At 49.6% G+C, this 25,107-nt stretch carries 2 protein-coding genes; one reads left to right on the top strand and one right to left on the bottom strand.

Annotated elements, in window-relative coordinates:
* Positions 1 to 75 precede the first annotated feature (75 nt).
* Positions 76 to 23,802, top strand: a complete 23,727-nt coding sequence (locus MKX30_RS26395; RefSeq protein ID WP_341063874.1) for a non-ribosomal peptide synthase/polyketide synthase — start codon at positions 76 to 78, stop codon at positions 23,800 to 23,802.
* 111 nt (positions 23,803 to 23,913) lie between these two features.
* Here MKX30_RS26395 and MKX30_RS26390 read toward each other — a convergent pair whose 3' ends face one another.
* Positions 23,914 to 24,948: an alpha/beta hydrolase gene (locus MKX30_RS26390; RefSeq protein WP_068938689.1), complete on the bottom strand. Its 1,035-nt coding sequence runs from the start codon at positions 24,946 to 24,948 to the stop codon at positions 23,914 to 23,916.
* Positions 24,949 to 25,107 lie beyond the last annotated feature (159 nt).

Genomic DNA, 25,107 nt, shown 5'->3' with positions numbered 1-25,107 from the left:
TAAACTGTCCTTTTGTCCTCCTGACTGCCAGGTGCAGCGGGAGGATATTCACATCATGGAATAGGAGTGAATGAGATGAATGACATGCAGTTATATGATTTAACAAATGCGCAGAAGCGTATATGGTATACCGAATTACTCTACCCAGATACGTCAGTGTCACAGCTTTCCGGTACAGCTAAGATGAAGGGGCACATCAATATTGCTGCCTTTATGCAGTCCATTAATTTGATTATCAAACAGTATGATGCGTTCCGCATCCGTATTACCTCAGTGGATGGAGTGCCTCAGCAGTACGTCGTTCCTTATGAAGAGAGACAGCTGGAGTGCCTGGATCTTAGCCACTATGAAAGTGTATCTGAGGTGGAAGCCTTACTTGAGCAACACAAAAGCAAACCTTTGCCCCTGCTGGATTCTGAGCTCTTCCAGTTTTTAATTGTGAAGATTAGCGAGGAAGAGTATTGGATTAATATCAAGATGCACCATATTATTTCTGACGGAATATCAATGGTGGTCTATGGCAATCAGCTGACAACATTTTACATGGAGTTAATTCAAGGAAATGAACCGAAGCTGGGCGACGATTGCTCGTATATTCAATATATTGCAGATGAGAATGCATACGAACTTTCTGACAGATACCAAAAGGATAAGGCTTACTGGCTGGATAAATTTTCTGATTTGCCTGAGCTTACGGGTTGGAAGTCATATAATCCGTTATCTTTAAGCACCCACGCCGTTCGGGAGCATTTTACCGTACCAGAAGTGCTATATCACGAGCTGCAAGCATTTTGCCAACAGAACAGGATTTCTTTGTTCCAGTTCTTCATGGGTGCGATGTATATCTACATACACAAAATGACGAATCAGCCGGATGTGGTGATTGGCACTTCGTTCGCTAACCGGGGGAACAAAAAAGAGAAGCAAAAGATAGGTATGTTTGTCAGCACCGCTGCTGCCAGAACATACGTCAAAAAGGATATGGATGTGTTGAGCTTCCTGCAGGATGTAGCCAGAGATCAGATGTCAGTCCTGCGGCATCAGAAGTATCCGTACAATCAGTTAATTCAGGATCTTAGAGAAATGCATGGTAACAAGGATATTCAGCGGCTTTTTGGCGTTTCAATGGAATATCGTCTTATCAATTGGGTTGATTTGGATGATGTGCGCATTTTGACGGATTATGATTTCTGCGGGGACGAAGTGAACGATTTCGTGCTTCATATCGTGGAGATCCTGGATGAAGGCGAACTGGTACTGGATGTCGATTATCGGACGGAGCTGTTTGAACGCAGTGAAGTTAAGGACATGGTTTCCCAGTTGCTTACGATCGCCGAGCAGATCATTCATTCACCTCAGCTTTCTATCGCAGAGGTAAACTTATTGGGTGAACCAGAAGAGCAATCCATTTTGGCTCTTTCGGAAGGCGCTGCAGTCGATTATCCACGTGAGAAGACCATCCATGGCTTATTCGAGGAACAAGCCGAGCGCACGCCAGATCACGTAGCCGTTCAGATGGACGAACAGAGCATTACATACCTAGCTCTAAACGAGCAGGCTAACCAGCTTGCGAGATATTTGCGCTCCGAGGGAGTAGTTGCAGATACGCTCGTAGGGATTATGGCTGACCGTTCCTTGGAGATGGTCATTGGGATGTTGGCCATTTTGAAAGCAGGTGGTGCCTATGTACCGATTGACCCCGATTATCCCGAGGAACGTATCCATTATATGCTGGAGGATTCAGGGGTCCGTCTGTTGCTCACCCAAAGTCATCTATGGGAGAGCACCACTTTTGACGGAAAGCTTGTGAGTTTGGACGAAGCTACAACGTATACAGGAGATGCTTCCAATCTGGAGAGTATTTCGGGACCAAGCCATCTAGCCTATGTTATCTACACGTCGGGTACGACCGGCAAGCCGAAGGGCACGCTGATTGAACACAAAAATGTGGTTCGACTGCTCTTTAACGATAAAAATCTATTTGATTTCAGCTCTCAGGATACGTGGACGCTATTCCATTCGTTCTGCTTCGATTTCTCCGTTTGGGAGATGTACGGAGCGCTTCTTTACGGAGGGAAATTGGTGATTGTTCCATCTCTCACAGCCAAGAGCCCAGCAGCTTTCCTGGAGTTGTTGAAAGACAACCAAGTCACCATTTTAAATCAGACGCCAACGTATTTTTATCAGGTGCTACAGGAAGAGTTAACGCACTCTTCGACAGAGCTTGGCCTTAGAAAAATCATTTTTGGTGGAGAGGCCTTAAGTCCATCTCTTCTGAGAAACTGGCGGGTCAAGTATCCTGATGTGCAGCTGATTAATATGTACGGAATTACGGAAACAACAGTCCATGTCACCTACAAGGAAATCACGGAACATGAGATTGAAGCGGGGAAAAGCAATATTGGCAGAACGATCCCCACACTTAGCGCTTATATTCTCGATGAGCAAAGACGGCTGCAGCCTGTTGGGGTTCCGGGAGAGCTATACATTGCAGGGGACGGTCTTGCCCGTGGGTATTTGAATCGGCCGGATTTGACGTCTGAGAAATTCGTTGAGCATCCGTATCGGGCGGGAGAGCGGCTGTACCGAACTGGGGATCTTGCTCGTTGGTTGCCTGATGGCAATATTGAATATTTGGGACGGATCGACCATCAGGTCAAAATTCGCGGCTACCGAATTGAGCTTGGCGAGGTAGAAGCCCAAATTCTCAAGGCTCCGAACGTACGAGAAACGATTGTCCTCGCACGGGATGACGAACAGGGCCAAAAATTGCTGTGCGCCTACTATGTAGCCTCCAGTGATCTTTCGCCGGGGGAATTGCGGTCTCAGCTGGCAGCGGAACTCCCCGCTTACATGATTCCTTCTTATTTTGTCCGGCTGGAGCAAATGCCGCTTACGCCAAATGGCAAACTGGATCGCCGTGCGTTGCCGGCTCCTGAAAGCAGCGTACAATCCGGCGAGGCTTATTTGGCTCCGAGAACTGCTGTGGAAGCTCAGATGGTACTCATCTGGCAAGATATCTTGGGAGTTGCCCGCGTCGGTGTCAGAGATAATTTCTTTGAAATTGGTGGTCACTCTTTGCGGGCAACAGTGCTCGTTTCACGGATTCACAAAGAATTGGGATGTAGCATTTCGCTGCGTGAGGTGTTTCAGTCACCTACGGTCGAATCCTTGGCGCAACTTGTGAAAAAACACATTCCGACCCTGTACGAATCCATCCCGCGGGCAGCGGAAAGCGAAGCTTACCCAGTGTCCTCAGCGCAAAAGCGGTTATACGTGCTGAGACAGATGGACGGGGGAGAGCTTAGCTACAATATGCCAGGGGTCTTCACAGTGGATGGACCATTGGATCGCACGCGGCTGGAGTCCGCGTTCCAGGCACTGATCCAGCGTCATGAATCCCTGAGAACTGGCTTTTATATGCAGGATGGAGAGCTTGTTCAGCGTGTGCATAGGAATGTGCCGTTCGCGTTGAACTATACAGAGGCTTCGGTGGAGGAGACGGATACGCTCATTCACAACTTTATTCGTGCCTTTGATCTGAGCCAGGCTCCATTACTGCGTGTTAGCTTGGTGAAGCTCCAGGAGGAGCGTCATCTGTTGCTGTTTGATATGCATCACATCATTTCAGATGGGGTTTCTATTCAAATATTGATAGAGGAACTTACTCATTTGTATCAAGGAGAACAGCTACCAGAGCTGCACATCCAGTACAAGGATTATGCCGTATGGCAACGGGAACAGTCAGAGAACCAATGGCAAGATCTTGAGAAATATTGGCTGCAATCCTTTGAAGGAGAGTTGCCGGTATTGGATTTGCCTACAGACTTCCAACGACCTTCGGTTCGGAGCTTCGAGGGTAGCCGAATTGATTTTACATTGGATGAGTTTGGAAATAAGGCAATACAAGAGCTTGCATCCCGTACAGGTACTACACTGTATATGGTATTGCTGGCCGCTTATTCGGTACTACTGCACAAATATACAGGACAAGAGGACATCGTCGTAGGTTCTCCAGTAGCCGGAAGACCGCAGGCTGAGCTTGAGGGCATCATCGGAATGTTTGTCAACACACTGGCCTTGCGCAGCTACCCGGCAGGAGATAAAACCTTTCAGGATTATCTTCTGGAAATCAAGGAAACGGCGCTCAAGGCGTTTGAGCATCAGGATTACCCTTTTGAAAAATTGGTCGAAAAGCTGGGCGTAGGACGTGATGTCAGCCGCAATCCGCTCTTTGACACCTTATTGGTATTACAAAATACCGAGCAGGAAGAGCAGGATATGGACGGAGTGCACTTTACTCCTTACTTGATGGACACCGTCACAGCCAAGTTTGACCTGTCCCTCAATGTAGAGGAGAAGGGATCAAAATTAGCCTTTGGCCTCGAGTATAGTACGGCTTTATATCGGCGTGAAAGTGTAGAGCGACTTGCAACGCACTTGCTCCGGGTTCTGCATGCAGTCTCGGCCAATCCTCAGTTGCAACTGGCCGAGATTGAAATGATCACACCGGAGGAGAAAGTACAAATCGTTGAAGTATTTAACGCGACATCGGCCCCTTATCCAAGGGACAAGACCATTCATGAGCTGTTCGCGGAACAAGTCAAGCGTACACCGGAGCAGACGGCGCTTGTATTCGGCGATGTCCAGCTAACGTACCTTGAATTGGAAGACAAGGCGAGCCGACTGGCCCAAACACTGCGTCGTTTGGGAACGTTGAGGGAGCAGCCTGTGGCCGTGATGGGCGGACGAAGCATTGAGATGGTCATTGGTATGCTCGCGGTGCTTCAGGCAGGTGGAGCCTATGTGCCGATTGATCCTGATTACCCGGAAGATCGGGTACGTTATATGCTTGATGATTCCGACGCCAAGCTATTATTGGTGCAAAAGGGCGAGCTTATAAGTGTAGACTACGGTATACCAATTGTCGATCTTAGCAGTGAAGAGGCTTATGCTGCTGAGCCTGCCCAGCCGGAGACGGCTCAGGGATCGCAGGGGCTTGCTTATGTCATCTATACATCGGGTACGACGGGTAGACCGAAGGGCGTTATGGTTGAACACCGGAACGTGGTCCGTCTGGTCAAAGAGACCAACTATGTGGAGCTGAATGAATCCACACGAATTTTGCAAACAGGAGCCGTGGCCTTTGATGCTTCTACATTTGAGATATGGGGAGCGTTGCTTAACGGTGGGCAGCTCTATTTCGTAGAGAATGACGACATTCTGATTGCTGATAGGCTCAAAGCGGCTATTGCCAAGTACGGGATTACAACATTGTGGCTTACTTCACCCCTTTTCAATCAGCTTTCTCTGCAGGATGAGTACCTGTTCAGAGGGCTAAAAGCATTGTTAGTCGGCGGTGACGTACTGTCTCTATCTCATATGAATCGTGTAATCGAGGCTAATCCTGATCTTGTCCCTATCAATTGCTATGGTCCGACAGAGAATACGACCTTCTCCACCACCTACAAGATTCCAGATCGTGCCGAAGGGGGTGTGCCGATTGGTCGCCCAATTAGTAATTCGACCGCTTATGTGGTCAATGGATCGCTGCAATTACAGCCTATTGGTGCTTGGGGTGAACTCATTGTCGGCGGTGAAGGTGTAGCACGCGGATATCTCAATCGTCCTGATCTCACAGCAGAGAAATTTGTTCCTAGTCCTGTGAAGGACGGAGAACCCTGCTACCGAACTGGGGATTTAGTACGCTGGCTTCCAGATGGTAATTTGGAGTTTAAAGGAAGAATTGATGAGCAGGTCAAAATACGTGGTTACCGCATCGAACTCCCTGAAATCGAGGCCCAACTGGCCAAGGTGGAGTCGGTAATCGACGCCGTAGTGGTCGTTCGCGCGGATGAGCTTGGAGAGAAGCAGCTTTGCGCTTATTATGTGGCGGATCGTACGCTCACGGCGGGCGAAGTACGTCTTTCCCTATCGCAGGTACTTCCGGGCTATATGATTCCATCCTACTTTATCCAGATGGACCGTATGCCATTAACGTCAAACGGAAAAGTGGACCGCAGGTCTCTGCCGGCTCCTCAAGTAGGCGCGCATACAGGACGGAAGTATACAGCTCCTCGTACACCGGCTGAAGAAGCTTTGGCATCTGTCTGGCAAGGGGTACTGGGTGCCGAACAGGTGGGTATCCATGATAATTTCTTTGAATTGGGCGGAGACTCCATAAAAGCTATTCAGGTGTCGTCACGGTTACTACAGGCCGGCTATCGGTTAGAGATGAAGCAGCTGTTCAAATCGCCAACCATTGCCGAGCTAGGCGCTGAAATACAAACGGCTGTGCATATGGCTGAACAGGGAGTTGTGCGTGGAACGACTCGCTTGACTCCAGTCCAACAGTGGTTCTTTGGACGGAAGCAGGCAGAGCCTCATCACTTCAATCAAGCGGTTATGCTGTATCGTGAACAGGGATTTGAGGAAAAGGCCTTGCATCAGGTGCTAAGAAAACTCGCTGAGCATCATGACGCCCTTCGCATGGTTTTCCGTCAGACAGAGCATGGCTACGAAGCTTGGAATCGTGATCTTGAAGAAGGAGAGCTTTATAGCCTGTTCACCGCTGATTTACGGAATGAATCCGATCCGGCTGCAGCCATTACATCGCTGTCGGATAACATTCAGCGCAGTATCAATCTGGCAGAAGGTCCGCTGCTGAAGTTAGGACTTTTCCATTGTCAGGATGGAGACCATCTTCTGATCGTGATCCACCATTTGGTGGTGGACGGAGTATCCTGGCGGATTTTGTTCGAGGATATTGCAGCAGGCTATGAGCAGGTGATTCAAGGACAAGCGCTGACATTCCCGCAGAAGACGGATTCCTTCCGTGACTGGGGAGACGCCCTTGCTCGTTATTCGGAAGGTCCTGAAATGGAGACTCATCGGGCGTATTGGAGGGAGCTGGAGAATCAGCCACTCGAACAGTTGCCGAAGGATGAGGCTGTGGAAAGCCTTCTTTTACAGGATAGCAAAGTAATAACAGCACAATGGACTATAGAAGAAACCGACCAATTGTTGAGAAAAGCCCATCGTGCTTATCAAACAGAGACGAATGATCTGCTATTGACTGCTCTGGGCATGGCGGTATCCAAATGGTCTGGCATCGGAAAGGTTGCTGTGAATCTGGAAGGACACGGTCGTGAGCCGATTATACCGAATATCGACATCACCCGTACCGTCGGCTGGTTTACAAGTCAATACCCGGTGATTTTAGACTTGGGGGATGACCCAGAAGTGGCCTCCTTGATCAAGTCTGTGAAAGAAGGGCTGCGCCGAATTCCGAACAAAGGTATTGGCTACGGGTTGCTTAAAACGATGGCAAGTCAGTTGGATGAAGACAGCTTCAGCTTGCAGCCTGAGATTTCTTTTAACTATTTGGGGCAATTTGATCAGGATTTGCAAGGCAGCTCGTTGCAGATTTCTCCTTATCCGACCGGAAGCGCCCAAAGCTTGTTGGAGGAACCAGCCTATACGCTAGATATCAATGGCATGGTGACGGACGGAGCCCTGACTCTGACGATTACTTATAACGGAAAACAGTATAAGTTATCTACGATGGAACAGCTCGCTGGATATATTGAAGAAAGCCTGCGAGAGCTTCTCCAGCATTGCGTAACCCAAGAAAAAACCGTATTGACACCAAGCGACGTGCTTGCGAAGGGTCTAAGCATTGCCGATCTGGAGGAGCTTTCTAAGCAGACCAGCCACATAGGCGATATTGAGAATGTATATAGTCTGACGCCGATGCAGAAGGGCATGCTGTTCCATGATATGTTTGAGCCGCATACAGGTGCTTATTTTGAGCAGGCTGCCTTTGACTTTAAGGGTAGCTTTGATCCGACTGCATTCGGACACAGTCTGGATGCCGTGGTGGAGCGTCATGCCATCCTGCGCACGAACTTTTACAGCGGATGGGGCAGCGAGCCTTTGCAGGTTGTATTTCGACACAGAGGCGCTAAATTGGTGTACGAAGACCTGCGTGAGATGAATGCATCGCAGCGCGAAGCTTACCTGAAGACATTTGGTGCTAAGGACAAAGCACAGGGCTTCAACCTAGCTGAAGACGAGCTTCTCCGTGTATCAATTTTACAAACAGATGAAGAGAGCTTCCGCCTCTTATGGAGCTTTCACCACATCGTCATGGATGGCTGGTGTGTTCCGTTAATTACGCAGGAGGTATTTGAACACTATTTTGCCCTCCTGGAAGGAAGAGAGCCGCAGCTGGCAGAGGTCCATCCGTACAGTCGATATATCGAATGGCTGGAACAGCAGGATGAAGCAGTTGCGTCCAACTATTGGAGCCGATATCTGGCCGGTTACGAGCAGCAGACGCTTTTACCTCAAGTCGGTGGAGCAAGTAAGGGAGAAGGCTATGTAGCAGAAAAGCTGAATTATCCTCTCAGCAGGGAATTGACTGAGCGCCTTGAAAAGGTGGCCAGGGATGCTCATGTCACGATGAATATATTGCTGCAGTCCCTCTGGGGCATTGCGCTTCAACGCTACAACGGTAGCCGGGATGTCGTGTACGGAAGTGTAGTATCAGGCCGACCAGCAGAAATTCCGGGCATTGACCGGATGATCGGTTTGTTCATCAATACGATTCCCGTTCGTGTGAAGACAGAGGAGAATCTCCCCTTCACCGTTCTGATGAAGCAGCAGCAGGAACAATATATGGCTTCTCATATGTATGACACCTACCCGTTGTTTGAGATTCAGGCTCAGACGGATCAGAAGCAGGATCTAATCTCCCATATTATGGTGTTTGAGAACTATCCTGTGGAGGAGGAGGTAGAGCGTCTGGGTGGTGGCGAGGCTGCCTTTGAGATTGAGGAAGCGGAGCTTCTTGAGCAAACGAATTATGATTTTAATTTAATTGTCCTCCCTGGCGAAGAGATGAGATTGCTGTTCCAGTACAATGCACTTGTTTATGACCAAGTGACAATTGGGCAAATCAAGGGCCATCTGGTTCACCTTATGGAACAAATTGTAGAGAATCCTGCTATTTCCGTGGATGCACTAGAATTAGTCACGCCGCAGGAGAGAGAACAGATTCTGAACGTATGGGGAAATACAAAAGGCATTTACGAGCACTGTAACACGTTCCACGGGCTATTGGAGGAACAGGCGGGACGAACGCCGGATGCGACTGCCATTTGGTTCGAGGACGAGAGTTTGACCTATGCCGAGCTCAATGCAAAAGCCAATGGACTGGCCAGAAGGCTCCGTACTCAGGGAATCAAGACGGGAGATCTGGTGGGACTGATTGCTGAACGGTCGCTCGAAATGATCGTTGGGATCTACGGCATTATGAAAGCCGGGGGTGCCTATGTTCCAATCGATCCAGAGTATCCGAAAGAACGAATCAGTTACATGCTTGAAGATTCCGGGGCGAAGCTAATCCTTACACAGGCCCATTTCTTGGAGCATCTCGGATGGACGGAAAATGTTTTGCTGCTGGATGAATCATCGACCTATGATGCCGACACCTCGAATTTGGAGGATACTGCTGGCCCGGATGATCTGGCTTACGTGATCTATACTTCAGGTACGACCGGTCAGCCTAAGGGCGTATTAGTCGAGCATCGGGGACTACCAAATCTTTCAAACGTATATGGGGCACACTTCGAAGTTACACCGCAGGATCGGATCGTTCAGTTTGCAAGCCTGTCGTTTGATGCATCGGTTTCGGAAATTTTAACGGCGCTGAGCCATGGGGGTGTTCTGTGCATCCCTTCTACAGAAGATATTTTAGATCATGCCCTGTTCGAGCAGTTCATGAACGATAAGGGGATTACGGTAGCGACTTTGCCACCCGCTTACGCTATCCACCTTGATCCAGAGCGTTTGCCAACACTGCGGTGCCTGCTAACCGCTGGATCGGCCGCATCGGTCGAGTTGATCGAAGAGTGGAGGAAGCATGTACGTTACTCTAATGGCTATGGCCCAACGGAGGACTCCGTATGCACCACAATCTGGTCTGTCCCGGACAGTGAGGAAGCAACGGATATTGTATCTATTGGACGACCTATTGCTAACCATAGTGTGTACATCTTGGATGACCATTTTAGATTGCAACCTGTCGGTGTAGCTGGAGAGCTATGCATTTCGAGTATCGGATTAGCACGGGGGTATCATAACCGGCCTGAGTTAATGGATGAGAAGTTCGTGGACAATCCGTTTGCTCCAGGAGAGCGTATGTATCGGACGGGTGACCTGGTTCGCTGGTTACCGAATGGAACCATCGAGTACTTAGGCCGAATAGATCATCAAGTCAAAATCCGCGGCTACCGTATCGAGCTAGGCGAGGTAGAAGCACAAATGCTCAGAGTGCCGTCCGTTCAGGAAGTCGTAGCCATGGCTGTAGAGGGCGATGACGGCTACAAAGATCTAGTCGCTTATTTCGTAGCTGCTCAGAAACTTGAGGTATCCGAGCTTCGGGCCGTCCTGTCGGAGATATTACCTGGATATATGGTCCCTTCCCGCTTCATACAACTGGAGGATATGCCTCTGACGTCGAACGGAAAAATCGATCGAAAAGCGCTGCAGGGCGAGCGTGGATGGGCAGCGGCTTCATCTGAGGCTCCAAGGACACCTGTGGAAATTCAATTAGCCGAAATCTGGCAAGAGGTGCTGGGTGTAGAGAGCGCGGGAGTGAAGGATAATTTCTTCCATTTTGGAGGTCATTCACTGCGTGCAGCCCTGCTAGTCTCACGAATTCGCAAGGAAATGAATCGCGAGATTAGTCTGAGAGCAGTGTTCGAGTCTCCTACTATTGAAGGATTGGCTCGTGCCATTGAGGGCTATACACCGCTGAATTTCGAAGAAATTCCTACAGCGGGAGCGAGAGAGCATTATCCATTGTCCTCGGCCCAAAAACGACTGTTTATTCTAAGTCAGCTGGAAGGTGGAGAGCTGAGCTACAATATGCCGGGTATCCTTACCGTTGAGGGAGCTTTGGATCGGGAACGGCTAGAGCAGGCATTCCGTCGTCTAATTCATCGTCATGGTTCGCTGCGTACTCGTTTTGTGACCGTGAACGGTGAACCTGTACAGCAGCTCCTGACGGATGTTCCGTTTACTGTGGAATATGCGGAGTTGAGCGAGGAAGAGGCAGGAGCTACCCTTCAGCAGTTTGTCCGTCCTTTTGATTTAGGTGTAGCTCCATTGCTGCGGGCCGGCCTTATTCGAATTGCACATGAGCGCCATTTACTATTGTTTGACATGCATCATATTGTCTCAGATGGGGTTTCTATGAATATTCTCATAGAAGAGTTTCTCCGCTTCTACCAAGAGGAGGACGTATTCCCTGAACTACAGATCCAGTACACAGACTATGCTGTATGGCAGCAAGAGCAGCTCGGAAGCGAGCGTCTTAAGGCCCAGGAAGCTTACTGGCTGGATGCTTTCCGCGGAAGCTTGCCAGTGCTGGATTTGCCAGGGGATGAAGTTCGTCCTGCGGTGCGAAGCTTTGCGGGCGATCGAATCGACTTCCAAATTGATTCTTCTCTGAGTGCTTCACTTCAGGAGCTGGCTACCCGAACGGGTTCCACTCTGTTCATGGTACTGTTGGCAGCCTATACAGCGCTCTTGCACAAGTACACAGGTCAGGAAGATGTCATTGTCGGTTCACCTGTGGCAGGAAGATCCCATGCGACACTCGAAGGCCTCATCGGTATGTTCGTCGGCACAGTGGCACTTCGTACTTATCCAGAAGGAGAAAAGCCTTTCGAGGCTTATCTGCAGGAAGTGAAGGAAACAGCGCTGCGGGCCTATGAAAACCAGGATTACCCGTTCGAGGAGCTGGTAGAAAAGCTGGAGCTTCAGCGTGATTTGAGCCGTAACCCGCTATTTGATACCATGTTTGTCCTGCAAAATATTGAGCAGGGAGAACAAGAAATAGAAGGATTGCGCTTCACTCCTTACGATAATGTACATCCGGCTGCCAAGTTCGATCTCACGCTGACCGTGAGTGAAGCAGACGGGGTATTGAACTGCACGCTTGAGTACGCGACTGCGATCTACAAGCAAGAGACTGCCCAGCGGATGGCAGGCCACTTTGTACAGCTTATTCGGGAAGCCGTCTCCAATCCGGGAATGCCGTTGTCATCCCTTGATATCGTGACACCTCAGGAAAAATCAAGGCTGATGAAAGCGCCGGACGAAGCCAAGGCAGATTATCCTCGTGACAAGACGATCCATGCGCTGTTCGAGGAACAGGCTGCACGTACTCCGAATGCGGTGGCAGTCGTATGTGAAAATGCAGCCCTGTCCTACAGCGAGCTGAACGAGCGGGCCAATGGACTTGCCAGAACGCTGAGGGAACGTGGTTTGCAACCAGACGGTTTGGCTGGAATCATGGCGGATCGTTCTCTTGAAATGGTGGTTGGAATTTTAGCCATCTTGAAGGCAGGCGGGGCCTATGTCCCTGTAGACCCTGAATATCCAGAGGACCGCATTCGCTTTATGCTTGAGGATTCGGGAGCCAAGCTACTGCTGACACAAGCGCATCTGGAGCAACGTGTCTCCTTCGCTGGGGACATCGTAAGTCTGGATAAAACGGCTTCCTATAAGGAAGATGTCTCAAACCTGCAGCCTGCAGCCGGACCGGAGCATCTTGCCTACGTCATCTACACATCGGGCACGACAGGCAAGCCAAAGGGAACACTGATCGAGCATAAAAATGTAGTTCGCTTGCTCTTTAATGATAAAAATATGTTTGATTTTGGTCCTCAGGATACGTGGACACTGTTCCATTCATTCTGTTTTGACTTCTCTGTATGGGAAATGTACGGAGCATTGCTGAACGGAGGACGGTTGGTCATCGTTCCATCGCTTACAGCGAAGAGTCCAGATCGTTTCTTGCAATTGCTTAAGGATCAGAAGGTCACCGTTTTGAACCAGACACCGACGTACTTCTATCAGTTGCTACAGGAAGAGCTCGGTCATCAGGCGGTAGAACTGAGCCTCCGTATGATTATCTTCGGTGGAGAGGCATTAGCCCCGGCCCTGCTCAAGGACTGGAGAACGAAGTATCCGCAAGTGCAGCTCATTAACATGTACGGCATTACCGAAACGACCGTGCATGTAACATACAAGGAAATTACAGAGTTGGAAATTGAACAGGGCCGCAGCAATATCGGCACCACGATTCCGACGCTGCGGGCGTACATTTTGGATGAACAACGTCGTCCACAGCCGATTGGCATTCCGGGTGAACTCTATGTGGCGGGCGTAGGCCTGGCGCGAGGTTATCTGAACCGACCGGAATTGACGGAAGAGAAGTTTGTCGCTCATCCGTTTGAAGCGGGCGAGCGTATGTACCGCTCGGGTGACTTGGCACGCTGGTTGCCGGATGGCAGCATGGAGTATTTGGGACGGATTGACCATCAGGTAAAAATCCGTGGTTACCGTATCGAGCTGGGCGAAGTGGAAGCGAAGCTGCTCCATGCTCCGTCTGTAAGGGAGGCCGTTGTGCTCGCCCGGGAGGATGGAAGTGGACAAAAAGTGCTTGTCGGCTATTTCACTGCCGATCAGATGCTGACGGTAGGCGAGTTGAGAAAAGCCTTGGCTGCCGAACTGCCGACTTATATGATTCCATCTTACTTTATGCATTTGGAACAGATGCCTTTGACACCCAATGGCAAGCTGGATCGCAAAGCGCTTCCGGCTCCAGAGGCCAATGTGCAGACGGGGGCGGTTTATGAAGCGCCGAGAAACGCAGCTGAGGAAGCTTTGGCTTCCGTATGGCAAGGTGTGCTGGGAGCGCAGCAGGTTGGCATCCATGATCATTTCTTCGATCTGGGTGGTGACTCCATCAAGGCGATCCAAGTGTCCTCGAGATTGTTCCAAGCTGGATATAAATTAGAGATGAAGGATCTCTTCAAATATCCGACAATTGCCGAGCTAAGCCCGTATCTTCAGGCAGCTGGACGTATAGCGGAACAGGGCGAAATTAAAGGTGCAGCAGAGTTAATGCCAATTCAGCGTTGGTTCTTTGAACGCCATACAGCGGAGCCGCACCATTATAATCATGCCGTCATGCTCTATCGGAAAGACGGCTTTGATGAGGCTGCACTCCGGTTGACAATGGACCAAATTGCGATCCATCATGACGCGCTGCGCATGGTTTTCCGGCCTACAGAAGCTGGATACGCAGCTTGGAATCGGGGAACGGACGAAGGCGAGCTCTACACATTGGACATTGCCGATATGCGGCAGGCGGAAGACCAGACAGCTGCGGTTCAGGCCCAAGCCGATGCCATTCAGGCAAGCTTTGACTTGGAAGGTGGCCCACTGTTCAAGCTAGGCCTGTTCCATTGTGACGATGGCGATCATTTGTTGATTGTCATTCATCACCTCTTGGTTGACGGCGTATCCTGGCGCATCCTGTTTGAGGACATTGCAGCGGGGTACGAGCAGGCATGGAATGGACAAGCAATCGTCCTTCCACAAAAGACCGATTCGTATCTTGTATGGTCTGAGCAAGCGACGAAGTATGCAGCAGGGCCTGCTCTGGACAAGGAGCGTGCATACTGGCAGCTGATTGAGGAGGCGATTTTGGCCCCACTGCCGAAGGATGAGGATCAGAAGCCGGGCACCATTCGGGATACTGAATCGGTTACGGTAACGTGGTCTGCGCAGGAAACTGACCTGCTGTTGCGACAAGCGAACCGGGCATATCATACGGAGACGAATGACTTGCTCTTGACTGCTCTGGGGGCAGCCATTCAGCGCTGGACAGGCATGGAGCAGATTTTGGTCAATCTTGAAGGACATGGACGGGAAATGATCGTACCAGACCTGGATATTACCCGTACCGTGGGTTGGTTCACAACCCAGTATCCAGTTCTGCTGAACCTGCAAGGCAGACAGGAAGTATCTGCGCGAATCAAGCGCATCAAAGAGAATTTGCGAGAGGTTCCGCATAAAGGAATCGGCTACGGTCTTCTGAAGTATATGGCACTGGAGAAAAGTGTTGGATTCGGCGTGGAGCCGGAAATTTCCTTCAATTATCTTGGGCAGTTTGATCAGGATTTGGAGGGTAATGCCCTTAGCGTATCCACACATTCAATTGGTAAAGTGCTCAGCGATCTCACACCACAGCAATATGCTCTGGATGTGAATGGCATGATTGCCGAAGGCCAGCTATCACTGACGATTACGTACAGCAGCAGGCAGTATCGTAAGGAGACGGTGAGTCATTTTGCTGAATTATTACAGTCAAGCCTTAGTGAGGTCATCCGTCATTGTGTAGCTCAGGAGCGTACACAGCTTACACCAAGTGATGTTCTGTTCCAAGGATTAACATTGGAGCAGCTTGATCGACTCACGGCGCAGACGGCTCATATCGGAGAGATTGAGGATGTGTACAAGCTGACGCCAATGCAGAAGGGAATGCTGTTTCACAGCCTGCTGGAGCCGGACTCCTCTTCATACTTTGAACAGGCAACGTTTGAGCTGCGTGGTAGCTTCGATGTAGATATCTTCTTCGAGAGCTTCCAGGCTTTGGTGCAACGACATGCCATACTACGTACCGGCTTTTACAACAACATTGCTGATGTACCGCTGCAAGTTGTCTTTAAGCAACGGTTAATCCCTCTGCACTACGTAGATTTGCGCGACGCATCTATGCAGGAACAAGAAGCCCGAATCAAGGCTTATATTGCTGAAGATATGGTTAAGGGGTTCAGCTTGTCAGAAGATCCGCTGATGCGAGTGACCGTCTTGCAGAAGGATCAAAGCTGTCTTGTATTGTGGAGCTTCCACCATATTGTCATGGATGGCTGGTGTATCCCGATCATTACACAGGAGCTGTTCGATTATTATTCTGCCAAGAAACAGCAAATACAGCCTGTCCTGCCGCCAGCTCAGCCCTATAGTCGTTATATCGAGTGGCTTGATGCACAGGATGATCAAGAAGCTTCAACGTATTGGAGCCAATATCTCGAAGATTATGACGGGAATACTGTATTGCCGGAAGGTAAAACGAAATCTCAAGCCAAAGAGGCGGGCTATGTTCTGAATGAGCATGTTCTCCATCTGGGTGCATCCTTGACCGGTAAAATGGATGTTGTTGCGAAGCGCAATCACGTGACAGTCAACACACTCATGCAGACAGCTTGGGGACTGATTCTCCAACGTTATAATGCCAGCTCGGATGTCGTTTTCGGCGGCGTTGTGTCGGGTAGACCTGCTGAGATTGCAGGGATCGAAAATATGGTGGGTCTGTTCATTAATACAGTACCTATCCGTATACAGTCATCCAAAGACGAAGCCTTTGTCGAGGTGATGAAACGTACACAGGCACAGTCATTGGCTGGTCGTGCCTACGACACCTATCCACTGTATGAGATTCAGGGGAAAACAACCCAAAAGCAGGACCTGATTTCTCATATTATGATCTTTGAAAATTACCCGCTCGACGAGCAGGTGGAGCAATCGGGGAATCAAACGGAGGACAATCTCGAAGTCGCCAACTTCACCATGTTTGAACAAACCAACTATGACTTTAACCTGGTTGTAATTCCAGGCGAAGACATCAAGGTCTGCATTCGCTATAATGCTTCGGTTTACGAGCAAGAAAGCATTGCACGAATCGGAGGACACTTGTTGCAGATGCTCGATCAGGTGGCTGCTCGTCCGCAGGCGACGATACAGGAACTGGAGATTGTAACATCTGAGGAACGGATGAACCTGCTTGACTGGGGCGGCAAGGCCCATACCTATCCAAGTGATCAGGGTCTGCATACCTTGTTTGAAGAACAGGTTGTCCGTACGCCGGATAAGATTGCGGCAGTAAACGGCGACATCCAGATCACGTATCGAGAGCTGAACGAGCAGGCGAACAGACTAGCTTCCACCTTGATAGACCAAGGACTACGGAGTGAACAAGTGGTAGGTCTGTTGGCAGATCGGTCTGTAGAGCTGCTTGTCGCCATCATGGGTGTACTCAAAGCGGGTGGAGCCTATGTACCTATTGATCCTGAATATCCGCAGGAGCGGATTCAGTATATTCTGAAGGATTCTGGCGCTGAAATTCTGCTCACACAGAGCCACCTGACGGAGTTGGCCTCTTTTGAGGGAACGGTTATGGAATTGGATTCCCCGCACATCTACGGAACCGAGGTGGATAATCCCAATATTCCTGTTGGAGGAAACGATCTGGTGTACTTAATCTATACCTCGGGTACAACCGGAAATCCGAAGGGAACCATGATTAACCACAAAGGGATCGTGAACTACATCTGGTGGGCCAATAAGGTCTATTGTGCTGGGAAACCAACGGATTTCCCGTTGTATTCATCCATTTCGTTTGACTTGACGATGACATCAATGTTTACTCCGTTAATAAACGGAGGAATAGTGCGGATTTATGATGGTATAGATAAAGCGGAGGTTGTTCAGCATATTTTGCGCGAAAATGCGGTCGATATTCTCAAGCTGACGCCAACGCATCTCAGTCTGATAAAAGACATGACCATTCCAGCGGAAAGTCGTATTCAGCAACTCATTGTGGGCGGAGAAAATCTGACCACACATTTGTCCAAAACGATTACCGACCTCTTTGGTGGCAACATCAAAATCTACAATGAATACGGTCCGACCGAAACCGTCGTCGGCTGCATGATTCACCTGTACGATCCTGCGAAGGATACACGGGAATCCGTACCGATTGGGTTGCCGTCCGACAACATATTCATCCATATTCTGGATGATCAGCTTCGTCTCGTACCGTTAGGCGTGGAGGGCGAAATGTACATCGCCGGGGACGGGGTAGCCCGTGGATATCTGAACCGTCCTGAGCTTACCGCAGATAAATTCATTAGAAATCCGTTCGCTTCGGAAGGAAATATGTATCGCACTGGGGATTTGGCTCGTCGCCTTCCTAATGGAGACATTGAGTACATTGGACGCATTGACCATCAAGTTAAAATACGGGGCTATCGTATTGAGCTTGGTGAGATTGAGGCCAAGCTGCTGGACATTCCACTTGTCGAGGAAGCTCTCGTTGTTGCGTGGGCAGATGCTCATGGGCAGAAATCGCTGTGTGCTTACTTCGTAGCTGATCGCGAAATGTCTGTCAGCGAGCTGAGAGACGAACTGTCTGCCGGACTGCCTGCATATATGATTCCGTCTTACTTCGTCCAACTGGACGTGATGCCTCTGACACCGAATGGCAAGCTGGATCGCAAGGCACTGCCTGAACCGAACTCGGGTATAAAGGCGGGAGCAGACTTTACCGCTCCGCGGACGGATGTGGAGAACATTTTGGCTTCAATCTGGCAAGGTGTACTCGGCGTGCCGCTTGTCGGCATTCATGATAATTTCTTTGAGCTTGGAGGTGACTCGATCAAATCCATTCAAGTATCCTCAAGGCTTCTTCAAGCAGGCTATAAGCTTGAAATGAAGGATTTGTTCGGTTATCCGACAATTGCAGAGCTGGCACAGCGCGTTAGTGTGGTCAGCCGAATTGCGGACCAAAGCGAGGTACACGGAGCGGTAAGACTGGGACCTGCTCAGCACAGATTCTTCGATGAACAGTCAATGGATCTGCATCACTTTAATCAGTCGGTCATGTTGTACCGACGGGATGGCTTCAATACCGATGCGCTCGCCGAGGTTGTTCGGAAAATTGCAGAGCATCATGATGCTTTACGACTGGTGTTCCGCCAAGGAGAGCAGGGGTTGGAGGCCTGGAACCGGAGCGTGGGTGAGGGTGAACTCTATAGCCTCCAAATCCACGACCTGCGGGCTGAAACAGACCCGGCTTCAGCAATAGAAGCAGGTGCGGAAGCCATTCAGCGCAGCATCTCTCTGGAGGATGGACCTCTCTTTAGACTGGGTCTGTTCCGCTGTGTGGAAGGCGAACATCTGTTGATCGTTATTCATCATCTGGCTGTGGATGGCGTATCCTGGCGTATTCTCTTTGAGGACCTGCAGGAAGGCTACGAGCAGGCAGTACGTGGAGAAGCGGTCAAGCTTCCACAGAAGACGGATTCGTACCGTGCATGGGTTGAGGGAATCACACAATTTGCAAACAGCCCGGCGGCTGAACAAGAACGCAGCTATTGGGCAGAGGTAGAGGGAGATGGCTTTGCCCCTCTTCCAAAAGACAAGGTAGACGGCGCTCTTCTCATCAAAGACAGTGAGGCTGTCACGGTTAGATGGTCACCAGAAGAGACAGAGCAGTTCCTGAAAGAAGCGAACCGCACTTACAATACGGAGGTCAACGATCTGCTCCTGACGGCTCTGGGTATGGCTGTTCACGAGTGGACGGGAATCGAACGTGTAGGCATCCTTCTGGAGGGACATGGGCGGGAGCCTGTTGTGCCGGAACTGGATATTACTCGTACAATAGGCTGGTTTACAAGTCAATACCCTGTCGCCCTTGAGATGGGAGGGGAATTGGAGATCGGCGCCAGAATCAAGCACGTCAAGGAAGGGTTGCGTCGTATCCCGAACAAAGGTGTCGGATATGGTATTTTGAAATATTTAAGCAACGGTTCCGATGTCTCCTCCTTCTCGGCTGAACCGGAGATTACCTTCAACTACTTGGGACAGTTCGACCAGGATCTTGCAGGAGGGACGATGGAAGTATCGCCTTACTCAGTAGGACCTGAGGTCAGTGAGCAGATGGTGCAGCATCAGGCATTGAACATTAATGGACTGATTGCCGAAGGACAGCTTCAACTTTCGGTTAGCTATAACCGTCATCAGTTCCACGGGGAGTCTGTGGCTAAGTTTGTTGGCATTCTGAAGAACCGTCTCAGCGAAGTCATTGGACATTGCGTAAGTAAGAAAAGAACAGAACTTACACCAAGCGATGTACTCCTCAAAGATATCAGCTTGGAAAAAATCGAGGAGTTAGAAGAGCAGACACGGCATATCGGCAGTATTGAAAATATGTATAAACTGACGCCGATGCAAAAAGGAATGTTGTTCCACAGCTTGCTGGAGCCTCATTCGGAAGTCTACTTTGAGCAGGCCAAGTTTGAAATTCAGGGAGCATTCTATCCTGAGGATTTCAAACGCAGCTTAAAATATCTGATGAAACGGCATGCCATATTGAGAACCAATTTCCATGCCGGGTGGGGCGATTTCCCTATTCAGATTGTGTTCAAAGAAAGAGCATGTGACTTCGTATACGAGGATCTGCACGAGCTGGAAGCCGATGAAATTCAAGCGCGTCTTGCAGCTTATACTGCTCAGGACAAAGCAAGAGGCTTTAATCTTGCTGAAGAAGCATTGCTGCGTGTTGCTATTCTACGTACAGCAGAAGAGGCTTACCATTTGCTGTGGAGCTCTCATCACATCATTTTGGATGGCTGGTGTATGCCGCTTGTGCTCCAGGAAGTGTTTGAGACGTATGGGGTTCTGCGTGAGCAAAGGGAACCTGAGCTTCCTGCAGCTGTATCGTACAGCCAGTATATTCAATGGTTGGAGAAGCAAGGCGAGGAAGAGGCATCCTCTTACTGGAGAGGGTACCTGGAAGGCTACGAGCAGCAGACGAAGCTGCCACAAGCCATCACACAGCCATCGGCAAAAGCAGAAGCCTACGTGTCGGAGAAGCTGGTATTCACGTTGGATGCGGAACTGACCGATCGCCTGGAACAGGTGGCCAAACAGCATCAGGTGACGATGAATACGCTGATGCAAGCAGCCTGGGGAATCGTGTTGCAGCGTTACAATAGAAGCCAGGATATCGTCTTCGGAAGTGTGGTATCGGGAAGACCTGCCGAGATTCCGGGTATCGAAAGCATGATCGGTCTCTTCATTAATACAGTTCCGGTTCGGGTACAGGCCGAGGGAAGCGATTCGTTCTCCCATGTGATGAAAAGACAGCAGGAATTATATTTGGCAGGACATGCTTATGATTCCTATCCGCTCTATGAGATTCAAGCACAGAGCGAACAAAAGCAAGATTTGATTTCTCATATTATGGTGTTCGAAAATTACCCAGTAGAAGAGCATTTGGAAGAGAAAATTGCCAGTGAAGAGGCTGAATACAAAATTACGGATGTTCAGATGTTTGAACAGACGAATTATGATTTTAACCTCATTGTGCTGCCGGGTCGTAATCTGGAGTTCTTGTACCGTTACAATGCCCGCGTCTATGATCGGGAGAGCGTGGAACGAATTCAAGGACACTTGACGAGAATTCTGACAAGCGTTGCTGTTCAACCTGCTATCCGTATTGATGAGCTGGAGCTGATCACGCCAGAAGAGAAATCGCAGATTATAGAGGTGTGGGGCGATACAGCAGCTCCTTATCCGCGTGAGCAGACCCTTCACGGTATATTTGAGGAAAAAGCAGCACTCACACCGGATTGTACAGCACTTATTTACGGTGAAACGGAGCTTACCTATGGAGAACTTCATCAGCAGGCGAACCGCCTTGCACGTACGCTGCGTGCCCAAGGGGTCAGACCGGACCAACCAGTCGGCATCATGGTCGAGCGTTCGCTTGAGATGATCATTGGCATTCATGCCATTCTAAAAGCTGGCGGGGCCTATGTACCGATTGATCCGGAGTTCCCAGAAGATCGTATTCGCCACATGCTGGAGGATTCGGGAGCGAAGCTTCTGCTGACGAAGAACCATCTCAAAGATCGTTTTCCGTTCACTGGCACGATCCTGGCACTTGATGATCCGCAGGCGTATCATGCGGATAGCTCGAATCTGGAGCCAATTGCGGGGCCGGAGCATCTGGCGTATATCATTTACACGTCAGGTTCAACCGGCAAGCCGAAAGGGGTAATGATTGAACATCGCGCTGCCGTCCATACGCTGAGTCAGTTGGAAGCTGAATATCCGATGTTGGCAGGCGACCGTTTCCTGCTCAAAACGACATTTACCTTTGACTTCTCCGTGCCGGAGCTGTTCTGCTGGTTCTTTGGAGAGGGGACTCTCGTGATCCTGCCACAAGGCGTGGACAAAGACCCGATGGCACTGCTAGGGGCCGTGGATACGAACCGTATCACGCATCTCAATTTGGTGCCGTCGATGCTCAGTGTGCTCGTTCAATACTTGAAAGAAAGCGGCACCCAAGGATTCCTTACTCTGAAATATCTGTTTGCCTGCGGCGAGACGCTGCCTGCCAAACTTGTGGAAGAGTATTATAAAGTATCTCCTTACGCAGTACTGGAAAACATCTACGGTCCTACGGAAGCAGCCGTATATGCGACTCGGTATACAACGAGCCTTGAGACTGCGGCTCTAACGCATGTGCCAATCGGCAAACCGTACGCTAACGTCCAAGTATGGATGATGGACAGCGCTTCTCAGGTATCACCTGTGGGGGTACCGGGAGAACTCTGCATTGCGGGCGAAGGGGTAGCGCGGGGGTATTTCAACCAGCCGGACCTGACGGCAGAGAAGTTCATTCCTCACCCGTACAAACCGGGAGCACGGATTTACCGAACGGGCGATTTAGCCCGATGGCTGCCGGACGGGAATATTGAGTATTTGGGACGGATCGATCACCAGGTAAAAATCCGGGGTTACCGCATTGAGCTGGGAGAAGTGGAAGCACAAATTTTGAAAGTGCCATCTGTGCAGGAAGCGGTTGTTCTTGCACTGGCTGATTCTACTGGAAGTACTCAGCTTTGTGCATACTTTGTGGCCGAAGAGGGGCTTGCAGCCGGCGTACTACGCGAGGCACTGGCCAGCGAGCTGCCAAGCTACATGATTCCGACTGCTTTCGTACAGTTGGCACAAATGCCGCTGAATCCGAATGGAAAATTGGATCGCAAAGCGCTACCGGCACCGGAAACACTTCTGCGGAGCACAGCGGAGTATATCGCGCCGCGTACGCAGACAGAAGTAGAGCTCGCTCAGATTTGGTCCGAAGTGCTTGGCGTACAGGAAATCGGGATCAGGGATCATTTCTTCGAACTTGGGGGCCATTCCCTGAAAGTATTGGGCTTGATCCAAAGGATCTCGTCCGGTATGGGCGTCCAGCTCCCACTCCAAGTCGTGTTTAATCTGCCGACTGTGGAAGAAATGGCGCATGAAATTTCCAAGCTGCAGGCAACAACTGCTGCTAATGAAGAGGAAATGGAAATTATCCGCTTCCCAGGGAAAGGAACGCTCAAAGTGTTTTGCTTCCCTCCACGGGTAGGCCACTCTCTGGGGTACTATGAGATGGCCAAGGAGCTGGAAGGGCTTTGCGAGGTGTACGGGATGGAATTTATCGGCGATCGTTTCCAGGGTCAAGATATGCTGGATCGATACATCGATGCCATCGTGGATATTCAAGCAGAGGGTCCGTATATATTCCTGGGATACTCACTTGGAGGAAATCTCGCCTTCGAGGTAGCTAAAGCCATGGAAAGCCGAGGTCACCATGTTAGCGACCTTATTATGGTAGATGCTATGAGAAAGATGTCCAAGGATGAATCGACACCGGAGGAGCTTGAAGAGATTGTCGAGATGGTACTGGACAGCATTAGGGACCAGTACAAAGCATTCCTCGCCGATCCAGTGGACAGGGAGCGAGTCATGGACAAAATGTTGGTTTACTCCGTCTACCGCGATGAGCTTATTAACTCAGGTGAAGTTCATGCGAATATCCATGCTCTAATTGCAGAGGATGATAGTATTGGTCCGGATACATCATTAGATAAATTGTTATGGCAACAGGCGACACTTGGTCAATACAAAGAATACGAAGTCATCGGAACGCATGATGTGCTGCTTGATTCCGGTTTTATTGGGGAAAATGCTAAAGTACTGAGACAGATACTTGGCAAGGTCGCAGAGGCCCCATCTAAAAACAAGCCCATTTTGTCCTAAGCTCAATCAAGCATAATAAGTGTTAGGCAGCAAAGACGCCCGGATTCCTTTATATAGAAGGAACCCGGGCGTCTTTTGTTTTTTTTAAGCTGTCCTTAACATATAAAGTCCCTAATCATCTGTGTATGCTTTAGACGTGGTTGACTGAAAGTGACTGGTGTCGGTGATGAGTTCACGGATGACTTGGATGACAAGCTCCGGTTGATCATGGATGATCATATGCTCGCTCTTCTTGGCAACAATAAATTTGCTGTTTGTAGAGATGTTAAGCATCTCGCGCTGTCCCATTTGCCAGCTTTGTTCGATCTGATCATTTCCGCGTTTACTAATACCGAACTGAGTCAAATCTTGTTGAATGCCCCGGGCAATTACACGTACAGGGAGATTACCCAGATGCTGTCCCCGTATGGCATCTTCGGTAGTGCTTGCTAGATCACCCTCCTCCGCAACAGATCGAAAGTATTTAGAGGAAGCGACAATATTCACAAAAGATTTTCTATCTTGATATTCGACCCGACCCGTTAGCATTAAATTGGGGAACAGGCGAAAAGCCCCTGACTTTTCTAGGAGAATGGATATTAACGGGGAGGGATTGACTTTAGGCCGTTCCTTGGCATAGATCTCATTTGTCCGGCGAGCGTCATTTTCAGGCCTGGCATCCACCAGAACCAATCCTGCCACTTCGTCTTTGTATGTCTGCGCGTACAGTCTTGAGTACATCCCTCCAAGGGAATGGCCTACCAGAATATAAGGAGCTTGGATGTCTGCGTTTTTTAAGGCGACATGAAGCTCTCGAACGATGTTTTCCCCGGTTCGTGGAGTAGCAGCCTCCTCGCTCCAGGCATAGCCTGCCCGGTCATAGGATACAACAGTGGCGAATGATGACAGTTTTTCGGGAATATCTCTCCATGACAGGCTACTTTCCCCGCTCCCTGATTCAAGCAATATTGTTGGAGAGCCGTTACCGAGTTTACGAATATGGAGTCGATAACCCCCGGCATCGACCAATTCCCCCGGAGGTGGGTATTGTGATTTATCCTTTTTGGATGCAATCCACTCATACACAAATCCTGAGATCACGAAAAGCAGTAAGCAAGAGATGATAAGAAACACAATTCTCGTCCATGTTCGCCTTCGTTGCTTCATTAGTAAATCTACTCCTCTATACAGTTATAATTAATCATTACCTAAAGTTGCGTGAAACAAAGCTGCTATCGCATGGTTTGTTGCTAGCTCCTTATCTTTTTTACCCATCCTTTCTTTGTCAAATCATCAATATTAAAGAAAAAGCAGAATATGCACTTG

The sequence above is a fragment of the Paenibacillus sp. FSL P2-0173 genome (assembly GCF_038008045.1).
Classification (GTDB): Bacteria; Bacillota; Bacilli; order Paenibacillales; family Paenibacillaceae; genus Paenibacillus; species Paenibacillus polymyxa_B.
Note: the sequence above shows the minus strand (reverse complement) of the source record. Positions and strands in the feature narration are given on the sequence as shown.